The sequence below is a fragment of the Oscillospiraceae bacterium genome (assembly GCA_015067255.1).
In the GTDB taxonomy this organism is placed as follows: Bacteria; Bacillota; Clostridia; order Oscillospirales; family SIG519; genus SIG519.
In genome coordinates this window covers 1-21,333 of record SVMS01000015.1, presented here as the reverse complement: position 1 = coordinate 21,333, position 21,333 = coordinate 1, and the positions used below count along the sequence as shown (strand labels likewise).

19 protein-coding genes are annotated in these 21,333 nt (G+C 38.6%); 6 read left to right on the top strand and 13 right to left on the bottom strand.

What is annotated here, in order from left to right; all coding sequences use genetic code 11:
* Positions 1 to 15 precede the first annotated feature (15 nt).
* Both E7480_04830 and E7480_04825 read left to right on the top strand, forming a co-directional pair.
* Positions 16 to 1,044: a hypothetical protein gene (locus tag E7480_04830; protein ID MBE6903913.1), complete on the top strand. Its 1,029-nt coding sequence runs from the start codon at positions 16 to 18 to the stop codon at positions 1,042 to 1,044.
* Positions 1,004 to 2,086, top strand: a complete 1,083-nt coding sequence (locus E7480_04825; GenBank protein ID MBE6903912.1) for an FAD:protein FMN transferase — start codon at positions 1,004 to 1,006, stop codon at positions 2,084 to 2,086. The genes E7480_04830 and E7480_04825 overlap by 41 nt, the downstream gene beginning before the upstream one ends.
* Here E7480_04825 and E7480_04820 read toward each other — a convergent pair.
* The 6 genes from E7480_04820 to E7480_04795 are packed head-to-tail and all read right to left on the bottom strand — an operon-like array spanning position 2,080 to position 6,796.
* Positions 2,080 to 2,418: a hypothetical protein gene (locus E7480_04820; GenBank protein MBE6903911.1), complete on the bottom strand. Its 339-nt coding sequence runs from the start codon at positions 2,416 to 2,418 to the stop codon at positions 2,080 to 2,082. The genes E7480_04825 and E7480_04820 overlap by 7 nt on opposite strands.
* On the bottom strand, positions 2,403 to 3,263 hold the full coding sequence (locus E7480_04815) for a prenyltransferase (GenBank protein ID MBE6903910.1): 861 nt from the start codon (positions 3,261 to 3,263) through the stop codon (positions 2,403 to 2,405). The genes E7480_04820 and E7480_04815 overlap by 16 nt, the downstream gene beginning before the upstream one ends.
* Positions 3,260 to 4,126 carry a polyprenyl synthetase family protein gene (locus E7480_04810; protein ID MBE6903909.1) on the bottom strand — a complete coding sequence of 289 codons (867 nt, stop codon included), beginning with the start codon at positions 4,124 to 4,126 and terminating at the stop codon, positions 3,260 to 3,262. The genes E7480_04815 and E7480_04810 overlap by 4 nt, the downstream gene beginning before the upstream one ends.
* The gene (locus E7480_04805) at positions 4,119 to 6,038 is read right to left on the bottom strand and encodes an NAD(P)/FAD-dependent oxidoreductase (protein ID MBE6903908.1); all 1,920 of its coding nucleotides are present in this window, start codon (positions 6,036 to 6,038) and stop codon (positions 4,119 to 4,121) included. Before E7480_04805 ends, E7480_04810 begins: the two co-directional genes overlap by 8 nt.
* Entirely contained in the window at positions 6,035 to 6,415 is a 381-nt protein-coding gene (locus E7480_04800; protein MBE6903907.1) for a sulfite exporter TauE/SafE family protein, read from the bottom strand. The genes E7480_04805 and E7480_04800 overlap by 4 nt, the downstream gene beginning before the upstream one ends.
* 6 nt (positions 6,416 to 6,421) lie before the next feature.
* A complete protein-coding gene (locus tag E7480_04795) occupies positions 6,422 to 6,796 on the bottom strand; it encodes a sulfite exporter TauE/SafE family protein (GenBank protein ID MBE6903906.1) in 375 nt (124 codons plus the stop codon).
* Positions 6,797 to 6,965: 169 nt separating this feature from the next.
* Between E7480_04795 and E7480_04790 the strand changes: the two genes are divergently transcribed.
* Positions 6,966 to 9,203 carry a glycosyltransferase gene (locus E7480_04790; protein ID MBE6903905.1) on the top strand — a complete coding sequence of 746 codons (2,238 nt, stop codon included), beginning with the start codon at positions 6,966 to 6,968 and terminating at the stop codon, positions 9,201 to 9,203.
* 16 nt (positions 9,204 to 9,219) lie between these two features.
* Positions 9,220 to 10,167 carry an ROK family protein gene (locus tag E7480_04785; protein ID MBE6903904.1) on the top strand — a complete coding sequence of 316 codons (948 nt, stop codon included), beginning with the start codon at positions 9,220 to 9,222 and terminating at the stop codon, positions 10,165 to 10,167.
* 367 nt (positions 10,168 to 10,534) lie between these two features.
* On the opposite strand, the gene murB is transcribed toward E7480_04785, so the two are convergent.
* From murB to asd, 7 genes are all read right to left on the bottom strand, one after another.
* Complete coding sequence (murB, locus tag E7480_04780) at positions 10,535 to 11,371, bottom strand: UDP-N-acetylmuramate dehydrogenase (protein MBE6903903.1); 837 nt, start codon at positions 11,369 to 11,371, stop codon at positions 10,535 to 10,537.
* Between the two features lie 89 nt (positions 11,372 to 11,460).
* Positions 11,461 to 12,969 (bottom strand): IMP dehydrogenase, encoded by a 1,509-nt coding sequence (locus E7480_04775; protein ID MBE6903902.1) that lies wholly within the window; start codon positions 12,967 to 12,969, stop codon positions 11,461 to 11,463.
* A gap of 36 nt (positions 12,970 to 13,005) precedes the next feature.
* Positions 13,006 to 13,521, bottom strand: a complete 516-nt coding sequence (locus tag E7480_04770; protein MBE6903901.1) for a peptidylprolyl isomerase — start codon at positions 13,519 to 13,521, stop codon at positions 13,006 to 13,008.
* Positions 13,522 to 13,533: 12 nt separating this feature from the next.
* On the bottom strand, positions 13,534 to 14,907 hold the full coding sequence (locus E7480_04765; protein ID MBE6903900.1) for a glycine--tRNA ligase: 1,374 nt from the start codon (positions 14,905 to 14,907) through the stop codon (positions 13,534 to 13,536).
* Between the two features lie 215 nt (positions 14,908 to 15,122).
* Complete coding sequence (locus E7480_04760) at positions 15,123 to 15,875, bottom strand: 4-hydroxy-tetrahydrodipicolinate reductase (protein MBE6903899.1); 753 nt, start codon at positions 15,873 to 15,875, stop codon at positions 15,123 to 15,125.
* Positions 15,876 to 15,895: 20 nt separating this feature from the next.
* Positions 15,896 to 16,786 carry a 4-hydroxy-tetrahydrodipicolinate synthase gene (locus E7480_04755; protein ID MBE6903898.1) on the bottom strand — a complete coding sequence of 297 codons (891 nt, stop codon included), beginning with the start codon at positions 16,784 to 16,786 and terminating at the stop codon, positions 15,896 to 15,898.
* A 25-nt stretch (positions 16,787 to 16,811) separates the two neighbouring features.
* Entirely contained in the window at positions 16,812 to 17,894 is a 1,083-nt protein-coding gene (gene asd, locus E7480_04750) for an aspartate-semialdehyde dehydrogenase (GenBank protein MBE6903897.1), read from the bottom strand.
* A 274-nt stretch (positions 17,895 to 18,168) separates the two neighbouring features.
* Between asd and E7480_04745 the strand changes: the two genes are divergently transcribed.
* Both E7480_04745 and queA read left to right on the top strand, forming a co-directional pair.
* Entirely contained in the window at positions 18,169 to 20,070 is a 1,902-nt protein-coding gene (locus tag E7480_04745) for a SpoIID/LytB domain-containing protein (protein ID MBE6903896.1), read from the top strand.
* A gap of 24 nt (positions 20,071 to 20,094) precedes the next feature.
* On the top strand, positions 20,095 to 21,123 hold the full coding sequence (gene queA / locus E7480_04740; protein MBE6903895.1) for a tRNA preQ1(34) S-adenosylmethionine ribosyltransferase-isomerase QueA: 1,029 nt from the start codon (positions 20,095 to 20,097) through the stop codon (positions 21,121 to 21,123).
* Positions 21,124 to 21,333 lie beyond the last annotated feature (210 nt).

Below are 21,333 nucleotides of genomic sequence, written 5' to 3'. Positions count from 1 at the left end.
CAGAAAGGTTATATTATGAAAAAATTTATTTCAATTTGTCTTTTAATTCTTATTTTTTCTTTGAGTGCCTGTTCCCCTGCAGACAATCAGACTATAAGCTCTGATATTTCCGATATGGTTACAAATTCCGATACCGTAAAAATCGGTCTTGGTATAGTTGCAAGTCAAAAGGCAACCTCCGCCTCCTCAGAGGACGGCTCTTGTATAACAAACTGTACCGTTGCCGCAATTTGCGTAGACGATGCAGGAAAAATCGTCAAATGCATAGTAGATGAAATAGAGGTTAAAGCAACAGTTTCAGCCTCAGGAAAAATCACAAGCGACCTGTCATATCAAGCCAAAACAAAAACAGAGCTTAAAGACAGCTATAATATGGAGCAAGCATCTTCAATAGGCAAGGAATGGTATGAGCAGGCTAAAAGCTTCAGCACCTATGTAACAGGAAAAACCTTAAAAGAGATTGAAGGTATTGCTGTAGATAAAAATCAGTATCCCACCGGCAGCGACCTCAAAGGCTCAGTTACAATTTCAATCGGCAATTTTAAGGAAGCTATAAAAAAAGCTTTTGAAAACGCAACAAATTCAGGCTCCAAAAAGGACGATATGTTAGGTCTTGGAATTGTAAGCACCATTGAAAATTCAAAGGACGCTTCTCAGGACATCGGCACCGTACAGGCTGATATTACAGTAACTGCTGTAAGCTACGGAACAGCGGGAAATGTTACGGCAAGCAAAATAGACGAGATACGCTCCGCAATCAATTTTGACAACAGCGGAAAAATAACCTCAGAGCCTTCCACACAGCTTAAAACAAAAACAGAGCTTGGAAAAGATTACGGAATGAAGGCTGCCTCATCAATAGGCAAGGAATGGAACGAACAGGCTATGAGCCTTGAAAAGCTTCTTAAGGGAAAAACTATAACAGATATAGGAAATATTGCTCTTGACGACAGCAAAAAGCCCACCTCAAGCGACATCAAAGCAGAGGTTACAATAGCAATAGATAAAATCAAGCAAGCCTTCAAAAAAGCGGGAACGATGTGATTTTTTGAAAAAAATTTTTAAATTATCATATATTAAGCACCAAAGCAGATTTATTTTATCTGCTTTGGTGCTTTTGTTGTGTCTTTGCTCCTGTCAACCCTCTTTAAAACGCTTTCAAGGCTCTTTTATCGGCCCTTTTGATACTGTTACAAGCGTTGTTTTTTACTGTAAAGATGAGGCTGAATTTGAACAGTATTTAAGCTTTTCTAAAGCTTTTTTAGAAAAATATCATCAGCTTTATGATATCTATAACAGCTATGAAACAAATAATATCAAAACAATAAATGAAAATGCAGGAGTAAAAGAAATAAAGGTTGACAAAGAAATTATTGACCTTTTACTTTTTTGCAAAGAAGCCTATGAAAAAACCGAAAAAAATGTAAATACGGCTATGGGCAGTGTTTTAGAAATATGGCACGAATACAGACAAAATGGGATAAACAATCCCGAAAATGCGAGTCTACCTGATTATTCAGCCCTGCTAAGCGCTTCAAGGCACACTGATTTTGACAATGTAAAAATTGATGTGCAAAACAGCACAGTATATATTTCAGACAAGCATCTTTCTCTTGACGTAGGCGCTGTTGCAAAGGGCTATGCCGTAGATATGCTATGTAGTGCTTTAAAAGAAAAGGGGCTTAAAAACGGAATTGTAAGTGTCGGCGGAAATGTAAAAGCAATAGGCACAAAGCTTAACGGTAAGCCCTGGAGTGTTGACATTCAAAGCCCCTTTGAGCAAGATGAAATTATATTTACCGAAAAAATACAAGCCGATACAGCCGTTACCTCAAGTGGTGACTATCAGAGATATTATACTGTAGACAACATAAATTACTGCCATATAATAGACCCGAAAACTCTTTATCCCTGCCGCAATTTCAGAGCCGTAACAATAATAAGTCAAAACGCTTCCGACGGCGACTGCCTTTCAACTGCTCTTTTTAATCTTAGTATAGAAGAAGGAAAAGAGCTTTTAAAAAAATACAAAAAGGCAAAAGCCATATGGATATTACAAAATGGAGAAATTATAAAAAGCTATTGAATTTGAATTAAAATTCCGTTGGGTATACAAGCGGCAAAATCTCCTTGCTTTGAGATTTTGCCTTTTTTTATGCAAAGCTTATCGGGACAGTCGGAGCTTTTGAATTTTATATTTCCTTTGCCGTCAAGCTCTAAAACTATATGTGTATTTTCTATTTCTATTAGCTTTTGGTCTGTTAAAGACAGGCTGAACAAAAGCTCATCATTTTTATATACAAAGGCTTTTTCGCCCTCTTTACGAAACAAAAAAGTCCATAAAAGAACACAGAGCAATAATACCGTTATAATTATTATAATAAATTCTTTGAGATATTTATTTAAAGCGCCAGACATAAAATTTCCGCCACCATTACAAGTATATAATTTTTAACAGATGTAATAAAAGTTTCTTCTTTTATCTGTTTTTCTTCAAAAGTCTTTATATTTTTATATACGGGTATAAAAAAGAGAAGAGAAAAAATAAAACTTTTCTTTAAAAAAATTAAAATTATAAAGGAAATAAAAATTATAAAATATAAAAGCTTAAAAAGAATTAAAGCCTTATTTTTAAGATAATATGCTAAAGTATAACGTCCTATTTTTATATCGTATTCCACATCGCAGATGTTGTTGGCAAGCATTATTCCCGCTGTGGCAAAAATGGGCGCAATACAAATTAAAATAAGCTTTAATAGCTCAAGAGTATTGACAGTGAGAATTATCTCGCTTCCCACTTTAAAGGAATATAAAAATCCCGACGGCACGTTTATATACATAAGAATAAGGGGAATAAAAAAGCCGTAGCACAAACCTGAAAAAAGCTCTCCCAAGGGCAGTGCCGAAAGAGGAATAGGTCCGCAGTTATAAATAAATCCGCAAAAAAAGCAGATAATTCCCAAAATAAGCACCGATATATCTGTTAAAAAAACTAGCCATATTCCCAATGCTGTGCTTGAAAAAAGTAAAACAATAATTGTAAAAAGAGCTATCCTTTTGCTTACGGTAAGCTCTTTTTTATCGGTATAATTATTTATTGCCGTTGTGCATAAATCGAATAAAAGCATTGAGAGAAAGAAAACTGCAGTTTTAGTGATATCTATTTCAAAGCCCGATTTCAAAAGATAGACTATAATCATTATAAAGGGGAAAAAGCTTGTTATTTTAGTTGTTATTTCTACATACTTTAAAAAGCCCTTCATTTTTTCTCCTGTATTTTTAAAATGATATCCTTCAAAGCTTGTTTTTTTGACTCCGTTGCCTTTAACAGCTCTATTTCTTTTATTGCTTTTTGTATATATTTTTTTGCACATTCATAGGTCTTTTCCTCTCCGAATTCCCGTCCCTTGCAAAAGGCAAGAATTTGAGGTAAAGTAACAACTCCGTTTTTTATATCGGAATTTGCATTTTTAAGCTCTGTGCTTTGCTTTACATCTCTGTAATCGTCCATAAGCTGAAATGCCATTCCGGAATAATGCCCGATTTTTTTATATCTGTTTATATCCTCTGCTTCACAAAGACTTGCCCCTGCAAAGCATACAGCTTCAAAAAGCGCCGCTGTTTTGCCTTTTATAATTCTAAAATAGGTATAGGCACTCATTGTTACATTATTTATATTAAGAAATTCCCTGAGCTGTCCCTCACACATTTTTGAAGCATAGTCAGGAAAATTCTTCTTTTTCTCTTTTAGCTCAATCCTTGAAATAAGCTTTATTGCTATTGCTATAATATAATCACCGCATATCACAGCCTCTTTATCGGAAAATTTGCTGTTGAGTGTCTGTATGCCTCTGCGTTTGTCGGCTCTGTCCATAACGTCATCGTGCACAAGGCTTGCCAGATGCACAAGCTCTGCGGCTGCCGCTAAAATTTTAGCCTCTTGCGATATTTCTTTATCAGCTTCCCAGGACGAAACAAGCAAAAGCCTTGCTCTGAACATTTTCCCCGTAGCATTTGTAAGATGCTGAGTATAGGTCAATATAAGCTCGGGAGCGCCTAACAGCGCTCCTTTTATAATTTCGCTTACCTCTGACAACAGCGTTGATATATTGATTTTTTCAGTCATGATATATATACCACCTTCTGACAAAGGGCAACGCTTTCCAGCCTTTTTTCAAAAGAGGCGAAGCGTAGTAATCAAGCCCCAGACAGCGTCCGCTGTTTATAAGCAACGCTATTGCCGCAAAAATCATCCAAAAGGTGTTGAGATAAAGTCCCGTTGTCGTTATAAACATCATTTGCAATATCAAGGAAACCAACAATGCCCAAAAGGTAAAAAGTCCGCCCATAATTGCAAAGCCTATGAGAATTTCAGCTATAACTATTACAATCTGCATTGTCATTTGCATTGTGGCTGAGGGCAAAACAACATTATTTATAAAAACGTCTAAAAGAGGAACGTCAATTTTAAATGCAAAGTCATTCGTCGTTGCTTTTGAAAGGTCGGCACCGCACACAAAAAGAAAACGGACTATATTGAATATGGGTAAATTAAAAATAACCCTTCCCATACTTTCCGCCTCCTGACCTCCTGCGCCTGTTGCGGCGGAAAGGGCATCTGTTGTCAAGCTTACGTGCCTTGCAGTATTATTTAGAATACTGTCATAAAAGCTGTTTGCACCTTCAAAAAATGACTTTAACTGAGGCGTTGAAAACCAACCGCCGACAATTTTCATTACCCCTTCAAAAACCCACACTGCACCTAACCATACCCTCAGAGGTACACAAAGAATTGCAGGAAGCTTAATTGCAAAAAGTCCTCCCAAAAAGCTTCGGCGGTGTTTTATATCTATAAATTCGTGCTTTATATAGCTTGCTACCTTGTTGTAGCCACACACTTCACAAAAATAAACTATATTTATAAAATGCTTTGCAAACATAGCTAAAAAGGAAGGCAAATTAAACATTTTGTTTTTAAAGCCTACCCTTGCCACACCGTAACGGCTGCCTACACACACCATAACCCCGTGAAAAGAGGGCTTATATTCCTTTAAAGAGCCTTTATTAAAAGCTGTAACAAAAATATTGTGAGCGCAGATTTCCGCACTTTGCTCTGCATTTTCCACCATTCTGGGAACACAGCTTCCCTCATATTCATAATAAAGGCAATCTCCCACTGCAAAAATTTCGGGATAATCTGTACATCTTAGAAAAGCATCTGTTTTGAGCCTTCCTTTGAGATTTTTTTCAGACATATTTTGGCTAATCTCTGCGCCCTCTATACCCGCCGCCCATATAACTGTCTGTGTATCAAAGCTTTTTTTATCTAAAAATATTTTGCTTTGGCTTATTTCGGTTACGTTTGTTTTAAGCATAACCTTAACGCCCATTTTCTCAAGTCTTTTTTGCACCTTTGAAGAAAGCTTTTGAGGTAAAGTGGGAATAACTCTGTCCAGTAAATCTATTAAATATATTTCTGCTCTTTCACGGGAAACACCGTATTTTTTACAAAGTATCGGCACATATTCCGCTATTTCTCCTGCTGTTTCAACTCCCGTAAAGCCTGCTCCTATTACAAATATCGGGATTTTATTATTTTCATTCTTAGCCGAGCAAAAAAGCCCTTCAATATGCTCCTTAAGTCTTACTGCATCATCAAAGCTCCATAGGGGGAAAGCGTTTTCTTTTGCGCCCTTTACATTGAAATATGTGGGCTGTGAGCCTGTGGCAACAACAAGAATATCGTAATCGTATGCCTTTTTCTTTCCGTAAACTGTTCTTTTTTCTTTATCTACCGATAGTATTTCGTCCTGTACGATGCGTACCGGCCTTGAATAAAAAATTTTATTCAAATCAATTTTTATGTTATCCTGTTCAACTCTTCCTCCCACCACCTCATGAAGCTCTGTCAGCATAGTATGATAAGAGTTTTTATCAATAAGAGTTATGTCAATGGTTTTTCTTTTCTTTGATAGCTTTGCTAATTTTTTGGCTGTCAAAACTCCTGCGTAACCGCCACCTATTATTACTATTTTCATTTTTCCTTTTCCTTCTCGTTCTTTTTACTGAAAATTTCTTTTAATCCCAAGGCTAAAACAAAAAGGGCAAAAATAAATTTCAGCGATATTTTGCCTTCAAGAAAATTGGCTGTTAAAGCTCCGAAGAATGAGCCTATAATTCCCCACGCAATCAGCTGTGATGCCACAGCCTTATCAACGGCATTATTTTTAAAATGAAAAATAAGAGATGCCGCAGCAACGGGAATAAAATAAAGCAAATTTATGCCCTGCGCCTTTATTTGTGAAACTCCCATAAAGCTTGTAAGCAGCAAGACAAGCACGGTGCCGCCGCCAAAGCCCATACTGCTGAGTATTCCCGACAAAAATCCGATGAAAATATACAAAAAATTATCCATACTTTTTTATCCTGTAAATATCATTCTGAGTGCGCAAAAAATCATAAAGCCGCCAAAAAGCTTTTTTAACAGCGTCGGGGACAGCTTTTTTAAAAATAACGCTCCCAACGGCGCACTTAAAACACCGCCTATAATAAAGGGCAACGCCTCAACAGAAAGCTGAGTTATATTGCTTGAATAAATAAAATATCCCACAACGCAAAGAGGTAAAATAACGGCTACCGAGGTTGAGTGCGCCGTTTTCTCATTACAAAGCTTTTTTAAAAGCGGAACTAAAATAAGACCGCCCCCTGCCCCGAAAAACCCATTTACAAAGCCTGTAACTACCCCTGTAACTACAGTTTTAATGAAATTTTTTTTATTTTCCATACAAGTCCTCATATATTTTTTCAGAATTATTTTTGCCAAAACAAAAAGGTATTATACTGAAATTTTAAAGCTTAAATTTACAGGCTTATTTTTTTCATTTTCCTCTTGTATTTTTCCCGAAAAATTGGTACAATGAAAGAAATATATAATTTTTTAAAAAATGAATTCGAGCGTGATAAAAATGAAAGTTCTTCTCTATTTCGAAGGCATTAAGGTTATATCTAAATCGGGTGTGGGAAAAGCTATGTCCCATCAGATGAAGGCTCTTGATATGGCAGGAGTGGAATATACTACAAACCCCGACGACGATTTTGATATACTTCATATAAATACTGTTTACGCAAACAGCGCAAATATAATTAAAAAAGCACGTAAAAAAGGGGCAAAGGTAATTTACCATGCGCATACTACAATGGAGGATTTTAAAAACTCCTTTCTTTTATCCAATGCCGCTGCGCCTGTTTTGAAAAAAATACTTGTATATCTCTATTCAAAATCAGATGCTATAATAACCCCTACCCCCTATACCAAAAAGCTTATCAAAAGCTACGGTATAAGCGTGCCTACATTTCCTATTTCCAACGGAATTGATATTGACCGTTTTAAAGCTGACGAACGAAAGGCAAAGGCGTTCCGTGATTATTTCAACCTTAAGCCTGAGGATAAGGTTGTAGTTGCGGCGGGACTTTGGATTAAGAGAAAAGGTATTCTTGATTTTGTTGAGGTTGCAAGAAAGCTTCCTGACGTAACATTTATCTGGTTTGGCGAAACTCCCCTTTACAGTATACCTGCCGAAATAAGAAATACCGTTACAAAAAATCACCCTGACAACGTTATTTTTGCAGGCTATATGAGCGGAGACGTTTTTGAGGGCGCATATACAGGTGCAAACGCCTTTTTCTTCCCCTCTTATGAAGAAAATGAGGGTATTGTTGTGCTGGAGGCTTTAGCTTCCAATCAGGTTACTATTGTGCGTGATATTCCCGTTTATGACCCTTGGCTTGTGGACGGTGTAAACTGTAAAAAATGTACCAACAATGATGAATTTGCCAATGTAATAAGAGATGCCGTTAACGGAAAATATGCAGATTTAACTATCGGCGGAAGGCAGGTAGCAGAGCAAAGAGCTCTCTCTGCTATCGGTCAGAGCCTAAAGAAAGTTTACGAGGGCGTTTACAACGGTACTCTTACTGCGCCTAAAAAAGCTGAAAATCCTGACCAAAAGCTTAACATAGCTCTTTTTACAGATACATATGACCCTGATATCAACGGTGTTGCAATTTCAGTTGAAACCTTGCGTCAATCCCTTGAAAAATTAGGTCATAACGTATACGTTATTGCCCCCACAGAAAACACAAAGCTTATGGGCATTATCCACGACGGCGGAGTTTTACGTATTCCGGGAGTTCGTCTTAAATATCTTTACGGCTACCGTCTTTCTCAGCCTTACAGCCGAAAGGCGCAGAAGATTTTATCTGAGCTTAAGCTTGATGTTGTTCATATTCATACTGAATATACAATGCGTGCTTTTGCTTCCTTTATAGCTAAAAAGCTACACATTCCGATTATATATACTTATCACACAATGTATGAGGACTATACTCACTATATAACAAGAGGTCATTTTGAAAAAACGGCAAGAAAAATAGTCCGTTGGCTTTCTCGTGTAATGGGCAACACCTGTGCGTTTTTGGTTGCTCCCACCAATAAAACAAAGCGTGCTCTTATTGAATACGGAGTAAATAAGCCAATCACCGTAATTCCTACGGGAATTGATTTTTCAAGCTTCAGCAGCGCAAGCTTTTCAAAGGAAGAAATAGAAAACGCTCGGGACAGATACGGTCTTTCCGATAAATTTGTAGTTATATTTTTAGGACGTCTTGCCAAGGAGAAAAATATTGATTTTCTTCTTAAGGCTATGAAAAAGATTTCAACAATAGATGAAAACATAGTTTTGCTTATAGCAGGCTACGGTCCCTATGAAGAAGAGCTTAAGGCTCTTGCTGAGGAATACAACGTTGCCGACAAGGTTATTTTTGCAGGCAAGCAAAATCACGAGGACGTGCCTTTGATTTATCAGTGCGCCGATGTTTTTGCAAGCGCTTCGGAATCTGAAACTCAGGGTATTACCTATATCGAGGCTTTGGCTTCGGGCTTACCTGTACTTGCTAAGCTTGACGAATGTATTGAAGATATTGTAATTGACGGACAAACAGGCTATATATTCAAGGACGAGGACGAATATATTGAAAAGCTGCTTAAAATCAAAAATTCCTCTTTGGAAGAAAAACAACAGCTTTCCGAACAGGGAAAAGCTGTTGCTGAAAAATATTCCGTAGAGAATTTCGGAAAAGCCATATGTGAAACTTACAGAGAAGCTATAGCGCAAAACAATAAAAAGCTTGAAGGAAAAGAATAATTGAAAGGTTTAAATTATGTATTACATCGGTATTGATTTAGGCGGTACAAATATCGCAACGGGAATTGTTGATGAGGACGGAAAAATAATTTCCAAAAATTCCGTTAAAACAGAGGCGCAAAAGGGCGTTGAAAATATTGTTGAGAAAATGTCAAAGCAAATAGAGCTTCTTTTGGAGCAAAATAATATTCCCCGTGAAAAAATCGGCGGAGTAGGTATCGGAAGCCCCGGAAGTATTGACTCTAAAAACGGCGTTGTTATTTACTCAAACAATATCAGAATGGAAAATTTCCCCTTGGTGCCCGCATTAAAAGAAAAAATAGACTTTAATGTCTATATAAGCAACGATGCAAACTGCGCCGCTTTGGGAGAAGCCTATGCAGGCGCTGCAAAGGGCTATAAGCACGTGCTTTTAATTACTTTGGGAACAGGTGTCGGCGGCGGCGTAATAATTGACGGCAAAATTTTCGAAGGCTCCAACGGTACAGGAGCTGAGCTTGGCCATACTATGCTTATAATGGGTGGAGAGCCCTGCACCTGCGGAAGAAACGGCTGTTGGGAAAGCTATGCCTCTGCAACTGCTCTTATAAGGCAAACAAAAAGAGCCATTGAGCAAAACCCCGACTGTATGATGGCTAAGGAAACTCCCGATTTATCCCTTGTAAGCGGAAGAACAGCCTTTGACTTTGCAAAAAAAGGAGATGCCGTTGCTCAAAAGGTTGTTGATACATATCTTGTATACGTAGCAGAGGGCCTTGTTGACTTTATAAACGTATTCAGACCTGAAATAGTTCTTGTAGGCGGCGGAATAAGCCACGAGGGCGAATATATTTTTGCTCCCATACTTAAATATTTGTCTGAACACGCTTTTGCAGGATTAAGGCTTCCTATGCCCCCTATCACCCGCGCACAGTTGGGAAATGATGCAGGCATCGTCGGTGCCGCTATGCTTTGCAAAAAATAAATTTTATATTTAAAAAAGCACTTATGATAGCGAGACTTCACATAATGAAGTCTCGCAGTTTTATTCGCCAAAAGGCAAGTGATATTGCTTTGCAGTGTTATTCTTTTTTGAATTCCTCGCCAAAGGAGAGATATTCAAAAAAGAGTGGTATTTGCTTTGCAAGTTTTGGTTGCGAATAAAATACAACTAAAACCATAGGTTTTAATATCACTTTTGATTTATCAAAAATATCACTCCGACGATAGTCGGAATATCACTTGAAAGGCTCTCATTTCTTATGTATAAAAAATATTGGCAGCTACAGATTAAATAATCTGTGGCTGCCAAATATACTTATGAGAAGTCTCACTATCATAAGTGCTTTTTACTATTTTACATATATTATTTCAGGTGTCAGCTCAATGCCTTTTTGGTTGTAAACCTTTTGCTTTATGCATTTCATAAGCTCTAAAACATCGGAGCAGGTGGCATTTCCTATATTAACTATAAAGCCGCTGTGCTTTTCGCTTACCTTAGCGCCGCCCACCTTAAAGCCTTTAAGACCGCATTGGTCAATAAGCGCTGCCGCATAATCTCCCTCGGGACGTTTAAAAGCACTTCCTGCCGATGGTAAATCAAGGGGCTGTTTTTCTCTGCGCCTTGTATTGAGCTCCTGCATTTTTTGTTCTATCTGAGCTTTATTGCCTTCTTTAAGCTTAAGCTCTGTTTCAAGAACGCAAAAATCTTTATTTTCTTCAAAAAAGCTATGGCGATAGGAAAAATTGTGCTCATTCTTACTCAGGGTGAAAATATTGCCATTCTTATCACAATATGTTGTTTTTTCAACAAGCTGTGACATTTCGCCCTCGTAGGCTCCCGCATTCATAAATACGGCTCCGCCGACGCTGGCAGGAATTCCCGCCGCAAACTCAAGTCCCGTAAGAGAATTTTCGCAAGCAACCGATGCAAGCTTTGGAAGCATTACTCCGCACTGAGCAACTATTGTATCGCCCTTTACAGTTATCTTATTACAATCCTTTGTTTTAATGATAACCTTTTGAGTGCCGTTGTCATCAAAAAGAAGATTTGAACCGTTGCCCATAACAAAGGAGCTAAGCGAATTTTCCTTGCAAAGCTTTAGTGCTGTAACAAGCTCGCCTGTATCAGACGGGCAGATTACTACATTTGCAATGCCGCCTATTTTAAAGGTTGTATGGTTTCTCATAGGCTCATTGAGCAAAAGCTTAATTCTGTTTTCTCCTAATTGATTTAACAAAAATATAAGGCTCAAGTGGTTATCACCTCTTAGAAAAATTATTTGCCAAAGCCGCTGTTGCTATCCTTAAGAATTACATCGTGGCTTCCGCCTTCAACTATACTTGTTGAAGAAACTACTGTAATCTTAGCATTCTTCTGCAAATCGGGAATGCTTAAAACTCCGCAGTTGCACATAGTTGACCTTACTTTACTTAAGGTTTGATTTACATTATCCTTAAGGCTTCCTGCATAGGGCACATAGCTGTCAACGCCCTCCTCAAAGGAAAGCTTGCTTGCTCCGCCCATATCGTAACGCTGCCAGTTTCTTGCTCTGTTAGAGCCTTCGCCCCAATATTCCTTAACATAGGTGTTTCCTATTTTAAGCTTATTTGTAGGGCTTTCATCAAAACGTGCAAAATATCTGCCCAGCATAATGAAATCAGCACCCATAGCAAGTGCAAGGGTAATATGATAATCGTGAACTATTCCGCCATCGGAGCATATAGGAATATATATGCCGGTTTTTTCAAAATATTCATCTCTTGCCTTACAAACATCAATCAATGCTGTTGCCTGTCCTCTTCCGATACCCTTTTGTTCACGGGTAATACAGATTGAACCGCCGCCGATACCGACCTTAATAAAGTCTGCTCCTGCTTGGGCAAGGAATAAAAAGCCCTCTCTGTCAACAACGTTGCCTGCGCCGACCTTAACAGTATCTCCATAGGTTTTTCTTATGTAATCAATAGTGATTTTCTGCCATTCGGTAAAGCCCTCGGAGCTGTCTATACAAAGCACGTCTGCACCTGCTTCAACAAGAGCGGGAACACGCTGCTCAAAGTCACGGGTATTGATACCTGCGCCTACTACATAGCTCTTATTTTTATCCAAAAGCTCGTTTTTGTTTTCCTTGTGGGAGTCATAGTCCTTTCTGAAAACAAAATATTTAAGTCTTTGGTCTTTGTCTATAAGAGGTAAGCAGTTGAGCTTATTATCCCAGATTATATCGTTAGCTACCTTAAGAGAGGTATTTTCATCAGCATATACAAGCTTCTCAAAGGGAGTCATAAATTCCTTTACCTTAGTGTCAAGGCTTGTACGGGAAATTCTGTAATCACGGCTTGTAACTATACCGAGTAAACGTCCGTTAGCAGTAGCATCATCAGTTATTGCAACAGTAGAATGTCCTGTTTTTTCTTTAAGCGCAAGCACATCAGCAAGAGTATGCTCAGGAGTAAGGTTACTGTCAGAGCTTACAAAGCCTTTTTTATAGCTTTTAACTCTCCTTACCATATTTGCTTCATCTTCTATTGACTGAGAGCCGTAGATAAATGAAATTCCGCCCTCTTTTGCTAAAGCAATAGCCATTTTATCCCCTGAAACTGACTGCATAATAGCAGAAACAAGAGGAATATTCATAGAAATTGCAGGCTCTTCTCCCTTTTTGAATTTTACGCAGGGAGTTTTCAAGCTGACTGCCGACGGAATACATTCCTTAGAGGAATATCCGGGTACTAAAAGATATTCACCAAAGGTTCTTGACGGTTCTTCATAAAAATATGCCATATTTCTTTCTCCTTTACTTTGCACATTCAGTAGTTTTTAGAATTTCTCGGGTTCGGGATAGGTTTCTCCGAAGGTTTCAACAGTAACCTCGAGCATTTTTTGTTCAAACAGAGGTTTGTCTCTTCCGTCTCTATCAACTGAAACTATTTTATCTGCAACCTCTATACCCTCAATAACCTTTCCGAATGCCGCATATTGATTGTCAAGGTGAGGTGCATTTTCAACCATTATGAAAAACTGACTTCCCGCAGAGTTGGGCTCCATTGTACGAGCCATTGATATAACGCCTCTTGTATGCTTAAGGTCGTTTTTAAAGCCGTTGAAGGAAAATTCACCCTTTATCTGATATCCGGGTCCGCCTATTCCCATACCCTTGGGGTCGCCGCCCTGAATCATAAATCCGGGTATTACTCTGTGGAATATTATACCGTTATAATACTCTTTGTTGATAAGAGAAATAAAATTATTAACTGTATTGGGAGCAATTTCGGGGTAAAGCTCTATTTTCATCTCTCCCTGAGTGGTTTTCATTGTAACTATAGGATTTTTCATTTTTCTTACTCCTTAAAACTCTATTGTCTTTTCAATGTAAGCTTCAAGCTCGCTGATAGGCATTCTTATCTGCTCCATTGTATCTCTGAGTCTTACAGTAACCTGATTGTCCTCAAGACTGTCAAAGTCATATGTTATGCAAAGAGGTGTTCCTATCTCGTCTTGACGGCGGTATCTCTTTCCTATTGAGCCTGCCTCGTCAAATTCAACTGAAAACTTCTTGGAAAGTGCTGTATAAACCTCTGCTGCTTTTTCGGAAAGCTTTTTGGAAAGAGGAAGTATAGCAGCCTTATAAGGAGAAAGTGTGGGATGCAATCTCAACACTGTTCTTGTATCGTTTTCACCGATTTGCTCCTCGTCGTAAGCGTCAACCAAAAGAGCAAGCGCTATTCTGTCAGCTCCCAAGGAAGGCTCTACAACATAGGGGATATATTTCTCGTTGCTTTCAGCATCAAAATACTCCATATTTTCTCCCGAAGTGTTCTGATGTGCATTAAGGTCGAAATTGGTACGGCTTGCAACGCCCCAAAGCTCACCCCAGCCAAATGGGAATAAAAATTCAAAGTCGGTAGTTGCATTTGAATAGTGAGAAAGCTCCTCTTTCTCGTGGTCACGGGTTTTTATGTTCTCTTCTTTAATGCCCAAATCAAGAAGGAATTTCTTACAGTATGTCTTCCAATAGTCAAACCACTCTAACTCTGTTCCGGGCTTGCAGAAGAATTCAAGCTCCATCTGCTCAAACTCTCTTATTCTGAAAATAAAGTTTCCGGGAGTTATTTCGTTTCTGAAGGATTTACCTATCTGACAAACACCGAAAGGTACTTTCTTTCTTGTTGTTCTCTGAACATTTTTAAAGTTTACAAAAATACCCTGTGCTGTTTCGGGACGAAGATAAATTTCGTTTTTAGCATCTTCCGTAACGCCCTGGAAGGTTTTAAACATAAGATTGAATTTTCTTATATCTGTAAAATCGCAAGCTCCGCAATCGGGGCAGCAGATATTGTTTTCTTTTATATATGCAGACATTTGCTCATTTGTCCAGCCTGCAGGATTTACACCTGTATCCTCAATAAGCTTGTCAGCTCTGTGACGGGTTTTACAGGACTTACAGTCCATCAAAGGATCTGAAAATCCGCCAACGTGACCCGATGCAACCCATACCTTAGGATTCATAAGAATACCGCAGTCCAAGCCTACGTTGTAAGGGTTTTCCTGAACAAATTTCTTCCACCAGGCTTTTTTAACGTTGTTTTTAAACTCAACGCCTAAAGGACCGTAGTCCCAAGAGTTTGAAAGTCCTCCGTAAATTTCACTGCCGGGATAAACAAAGCCTCTACCCTTGCACAGTGCTACAATTTTTTCCATTGTCTTTTCTGTGTTATTCATAACTTTTGTTTTGGCATATGCAAAAATACATATGCTATTCCTTTCCTTTGTAATGTAGAACAGTACAGCAAGCGCAAGGCTTACTGTACTGAAATATAAACTATTTTAAATTTTTATGCTTATTATAAAGGCATGCTAACAATGAAATAAGCGCAATTATCGAAAGGATAATACACATAACTGCAAAAAACTTTTTCATTGTTTAATCCTCTCCTTTAATTTTTAAGCATTTTATTCATATCATACATTCCCGCAGGCTTTGATGCTATAAACTTTGCAGCTCTTAAAGCACCTACTGCAAAAACCTCTTTACTTGCAGCGGAATGGGAAAGAGTAATAACCTCGTCCTTACCTGCAAATATAACCTCGTGCTCACCCACTATCGTTCCGCCTCTTACAGCGTGAATACCTATTTCGTTTTTCTCTCTTTTCTTTCTTACGCTATGACGGTCATATACATATTCAGGCTCATAGGGAAGCGCCTCGCTCACCGCCTGAGCAAGCATAATTGCTGTACCGCTTGGAGCATCTATTTTCTGATTGTGATGCTTTTCTATTATTTCAACGTCATATCCTTCTCCCAAAACCTCAGCGCATTTTTTAAGAAGTAATGAAAGAAGATTTATTCCCAAGGACATATTGAAGGTAAAGAAAACAGGAATTTCTTCAGAAGCTTTTTTAATTTGTTCTATTTGCTCCTGTGAATATCCCGTAGTTGCAACGACAACGGGGATTTTATTGGAAATTGCATAATCAAGCAAGCTTGAAAGAATTGCAGGATTAGAAAAATCTATTATAACATCAGGCTTTTCTTTGATTTGGTCAAACTTTGCATAGACAGGATATTTATCCCCTGCTGTATTCAAATCCACTCCGCATATAACGGTTGATTTCTCATCATTTTCAATGAGCGATGTCAGAACTCTGCCCATTTTTCCGTTACAGCCGGAAAGCATAATATTAACCATATCAAACACCCTTTTAACCTTTATTTTATAAGACCGATTTCAGCCATAGCCTTTTTAAGAGTTTCTTCTCCCTTTTCGGAAATGTCGCAAAGGGGAAGTCTTAAAGAGCCTACATTCATTCCCAAAATATTCATAGCCGCTTTTACGGGTATGGGATTTACCTCACAGAAAAGTGCATTTACAAAGTTAAGTAATTTAAGCTGTAAAGCTGTGCTCTCTTTTGCTTTTCCGTCAAAGTAAAGCTGACATATATCGTGTGTTTCCTCGGGTAAAACATTGGAAAGAACAGAGATAACTCCTTTTCCGCCCAAAGACAAAACAGGAACTATCTGATCGTCATTTCCCGAATAGATATCTAAATCATCACCGCAAAGAGCCGCAATTTCCGCAATCTGAGAAATATTTCCCGATGCTTCCTTTACTGCAACTATATTTTCATACTTGCTAAGCTCTTTACAGGTAGCAGGAGTTATGTTAAGACCTGTTCTGCTGGGTACATTGTATAAAATTATAGGAAGGTCAACATTTTCTGCAATATATGCAAAATGCTTGATAAGACCCTGCTGTGTAGTTTTATTGTAATAGGGAGTTACAAGTAAAAGCGCATCTGCTCCTACTTCCTTTGCATACTGAGAAAGCTGTAAGGAATATGCAGTGTCGTTACCGCCTGTTCCTGCAATAACGGGTATTCTTCCGTTAACCTTTTCAACGGCATATTTAATACACTCTTTATGCTCCTCGTCAGTAAGAGTTGCTGCCTCTCCTGTTGTTCCGCAAATAACTAACGCATCTGTTTTCTTTGCTATCTGCTCCTCAATAATTTCTCCCAATTTTTCGAAATTGATTGTTAAATCCTCGTTAAAGGGAGTAACAATAGCAACGCCTGCGCCTGTAAAAATTGTCTTTTTCACTGTAGTCATCCTCTCTGCTGTTTTCTTATTTGTCCATATATCCCTTTGCGCAAAGCAATTCAGCCATCAAAACAGCTCCGCCTGCAGCGCCTCTTAAGGTATTGTGTGAAAGACAAACAAATTTATAGTCATACTGGCTGTCCTCTCTGAGTCTGCCGATTGAAACAGCCATACCGTTTTCCAAATTACGTTCAAATTTAGTCTGAGGACGGTTATCCTCTTCAAAATAATGCAAGAACTGCTTGGGAGCAGAGGGAAGCTCAAGCTCCTGAGGCTCTCCTGCAAAGGATTTCCAGCAATTGAGAATAGTTTCCTTTGAAGGCTTCTCCTTGAATTTTACAAATACAGCAGCCATATGTCCGTCAGAAACGGGAACACGGATACACTGCGTTGTTATCTGAGGCTCTGTTGCCAAAGCAATTTCATCGTCCTTAACCTCTCCCCAGATTTTAAGAGGCTCTTTCTCGGACTTTTCTTCCTCGCCGCCAATAAAGGGGATTACATTATCAACCATTTCAGGCCAACGCTCAAAGGTTTTTCCTGCGCCGGAAATTGCCTGATAGGTACAAGCCAAAACCTTTTCTATTCCAAAGCAGCCCAAAGGAGATAACGCAGGCACATAGCTCTGTAATGAACAGTTTGATTTAACTGCAATAAAGCCTCTCTTTGTGCCAAGACGTTTCTTCTGTGAATCTATAATTCTTGCGTGCTCTGCATTTATCTCGGGGATAATCATAGGCACATCGGGAGTAAATCTGTGCGCACTGTTATTTGAAATAACAGGGCACTCTGCCTTTGCATAGCTTTCCTCCAATGCCTTTATCTCATCTTTTTTCATATCTACAGCGCAGAAAACGAAATCTACCTGTTTAGCTATTTCATTAAGATCAGCTACAGCATCAAGTACCTTCATTTCTTTTAAAGCTTCGGGTACGGGAGTTGCCATAGCCCATCTGTTTTCAACACATTCAGCATAGGTTTTGCCTGCACTTCTTGCGCTTGCAGCCAAAATTTTAATGTTAAACCAAGGATGATTTTCAAGAAGCGTAATAAAGCGCTGACCAACCATTCCTGTTGCTCCGATAATTCCTACATCGTACTTTTTCAATTCCAATTCCTACCTTTTTGCAAAAAATCAAAAAAAGCGGTTGAAAAAACCACCGTTCTTGTAATATAATATATATGCTAATTCCACTTTAGTATAATAAAAATATCTTACTTTGTCAACAGAATACTTATAAAAAAACAGCATTTATTTCCTTTGAATATGCTTCGAAAAGTAAATATATAGGAGCTTTTGCTGAAAAATTCTTTCTTTTTTATAAAAATATGCCTTTTGGCTTGTTAAAACGGACAAAAACTGATTTATTTGTTGTAAAAGGATGGTCAAAGCTATGAAAAAAACAATTATTTGCATAACTGCTTTAATTATTAGTGCAATAACAAGCATTTGTGCCTTTGCCGCAGCTCCTCCAAAGGACAGTAATCCCTATGTATATGTGGGTATTGACAATGTGGGCGGCACCGTTTTGAGAGACACTTCGTGCGTGCGCGCTTCGGACTATGAGGACGCCTCTTCTTTTCTTGTTTTTTATTCCTTTGACCGAGATACCGAAAAAACCTCAGATGAGATTTTCTCAACAGGTGAAAATCAAAGCTTTTTATACGTATGCAAGGACCAGAATTTATATTATAAAGCAGGTCCTGCCATTAAAGATATCTGGGTAGAAAGCAAGGATGCAGGAAACGGCACCTTTATAGGAAACAGCCATCTTGAAATCAATGCAGATATGACAAAGGACGGCGCAAAAGCAGTAGTTGCCGAGGTTGAGAAAAAGGGACTTAAAGCTTTTGTTGCCTATGTAAACGGAAAATACCGTGTCCGTTTAGGCAGCTATTCGGATTCTCAGCAAGCTCTTGCCGACAAAGCTACATATTCTTTTTTAACCTCCGATACTCAGGTAAGCTATTCGGTTATGAGCGCTATTGAGCGTAAAGACTTTATTTCTTCAAAGCCTATGGCAGTTATTAACGGTGAGGGTAAAATAACCTACATTCAAAAATTCCCCGGCGGCGTTGCAGTTTTAGATAAAGACGGAAATTTAAAAACCTTTACAGTAACCGAGCCTGTTGAGCTTATTGCTTCGGAAAATACCGATACCTGTATGACTGTAGTAAACGCTCTTGACGGCAAGATAATTTTTGAATATGATAATTCAGGCAATAATTATTTGCAGGTTTCTTCGGGAAATGAAAACACCTATCTTTACCACCGCTATTATGACAGCTTTGCTTCAAACAAAAACGTTGCCAAAATGATAGGCGGCGACATTATTTTCAAGCGTGACCAGCAGGACAGCCAGAAAAGAGTAGGCACTATAAACTATGTTCAGATGCAGGATTACGTTTTAGGTGTCATTACCAAAGAAATCTATACAGACACCTACGGCAACGATTATGACAGCTATATAGAAGCCTTCAAGGCTCATGCAATTTGCGAAAGAAATGTTGCTCTTACCAACACAAAGCACAACAGCTCAAGCTCTGAAATAGATATTGACGTATGCGATACCACAAACTGTCAGGTTTACTGCTACGAGCCCGAGGTAACCCTCAAAAAGAAGCTTATTCTTGATGCCGCAGAGCAGACAAAGGGAATGTTTGCAGTATATACCGATAATGGCACAAAAAAGCTTGCGGATATCTTTTATCATTCCACCAACGGCGGCGGCACCCTCACCAACGGCGAAGCTTGGTATACAAACAAAAACGGTACCTATGTCAAGGGTGTAGACCTTCCCCACGTCAAAGCTGTTATAGATGAATTTGACCGTGCAGGAGTTCCCTCATGGCTTGAAAAAAATTACAGATATACTGTTAAATATTCAAAAAAAGAGCTGAGGGATATGCTTTATCAAAACGGCTCAAACAACTCAAATATAAACGAATACCCCTCTTATCTTGCAGATACCGTAACCGTTGAAAGCGGCTCTGTAACTCAAAGAAATGCGGCTAATATTCCCTTAGCTGTAGAGCTTATCTGCGACAACGGCAAAAAAATTACATTTTCCGGCGGCGACCATATTCGCAGCGGTCTTGGACTGCGTACTCCCAACATTGTAGAAATCAAGGTTGAGGGTGATTATATAAGCTTTATAACCGAGGGCTACGGACACAATGTAGGTCTTTCGGGAAGCGGTATGTATGCCCGTTCCAAAGCGGGACACACCTACGAGCAAATATTAAAAGCATATTTTAACATTGAAATTGAAAAATTACAGTAAGAAAGGATAACCAAAGTACCCAATATGCTTCTTAAAAGCGATTTTTATTTTGATTTACCTCAGGAGCTTATAGCTCAGACTCCTGTGCAAAAGCGTGACTGCTCACGTCTTCTTGTAATGGACAAAAAAACAGGAGAAATTACCGACCGTCATTTTTACGATATTCTTGACTATATAACCGAAAAGGACTGCCTTATTTTAAACGACAGTAAGGTTATCCCTGCCCGTCTTCATGCAAAAAAAGAGGATACAGGCGCAGATATTGAAATCGTGCTTTTGAAAAATCACAGCAACGACAACTGGGAAACCCTTGTACGCCCCGGCAAAAAGGCAAAAATAGGCGCAAAATTAGTTTTCGGCGACGGTCTTTTAAAGGCTGAAATAATTGATATTCTCGAAGAGGGAAACAGACTTCTTCATTTTACCTATGATGGCATATTTTTAGAAATTCTTGATAAAGTGGGAAATATGCCCTTGCCCCCTTACATCACCGAAAAATTACAGGATAAAACAAGATATCAGACAGTTTATGCCAAAAATGACGGCTCCGCCGCTGCCCCCACAGCAGGCCTTCATTTTACGAAAGAGCTTCTCCAAAAAGCAAAGGATAAAGGCATTAAAATCGGCTATGTAACATTACATATAGGCTTAGGCACCTTCCGTCCCGTTAAAGAGGACAATATTCTTGACCATAAAATGCACTCTGAGTTTTACATTTTACCCGAAGAAACTGCCAAAATTATAAACGAAACCCATAAAAACGGCGGCAGGGTATTCTGTGTAGGTACTACCAGTACAAGAACCCTTGAAGCCTGCGCTTCGAAAAACAACAAAATTACCGCAGACAGCGACAATACGGAAATTTTCATTTACCCCGGTTACGAATTTAAGGCTACCGACTGTCTTATAACTAATTTCCATTTGCCCGAAAGCACCCTTATAATGCTTGTTAGTGCCTTGGCAGGCAAAGAAAACGTACTAAATGCCTACAAATACGCAGTAGAGCAAAAATACAGATTTTTTTCCTTCGGAGATGCGATGTTGATAGTATAAAAGATTTATACTATCAACAGAGAAGAGATAATAGAGAAAAGATAAGAGAAAATGAGGCTTTTTGCTTTGGCAAAAAGCAACCATTTCGAAACTTGTCAAGAATTTCGGACAGATAAAAGAGTGAAAAATTGATTTGGTACTGAATAATTGATACCTGAATGCAATCTTTCTGAATTGTAATACAATTCAATATATTCAACAATTTTTCTT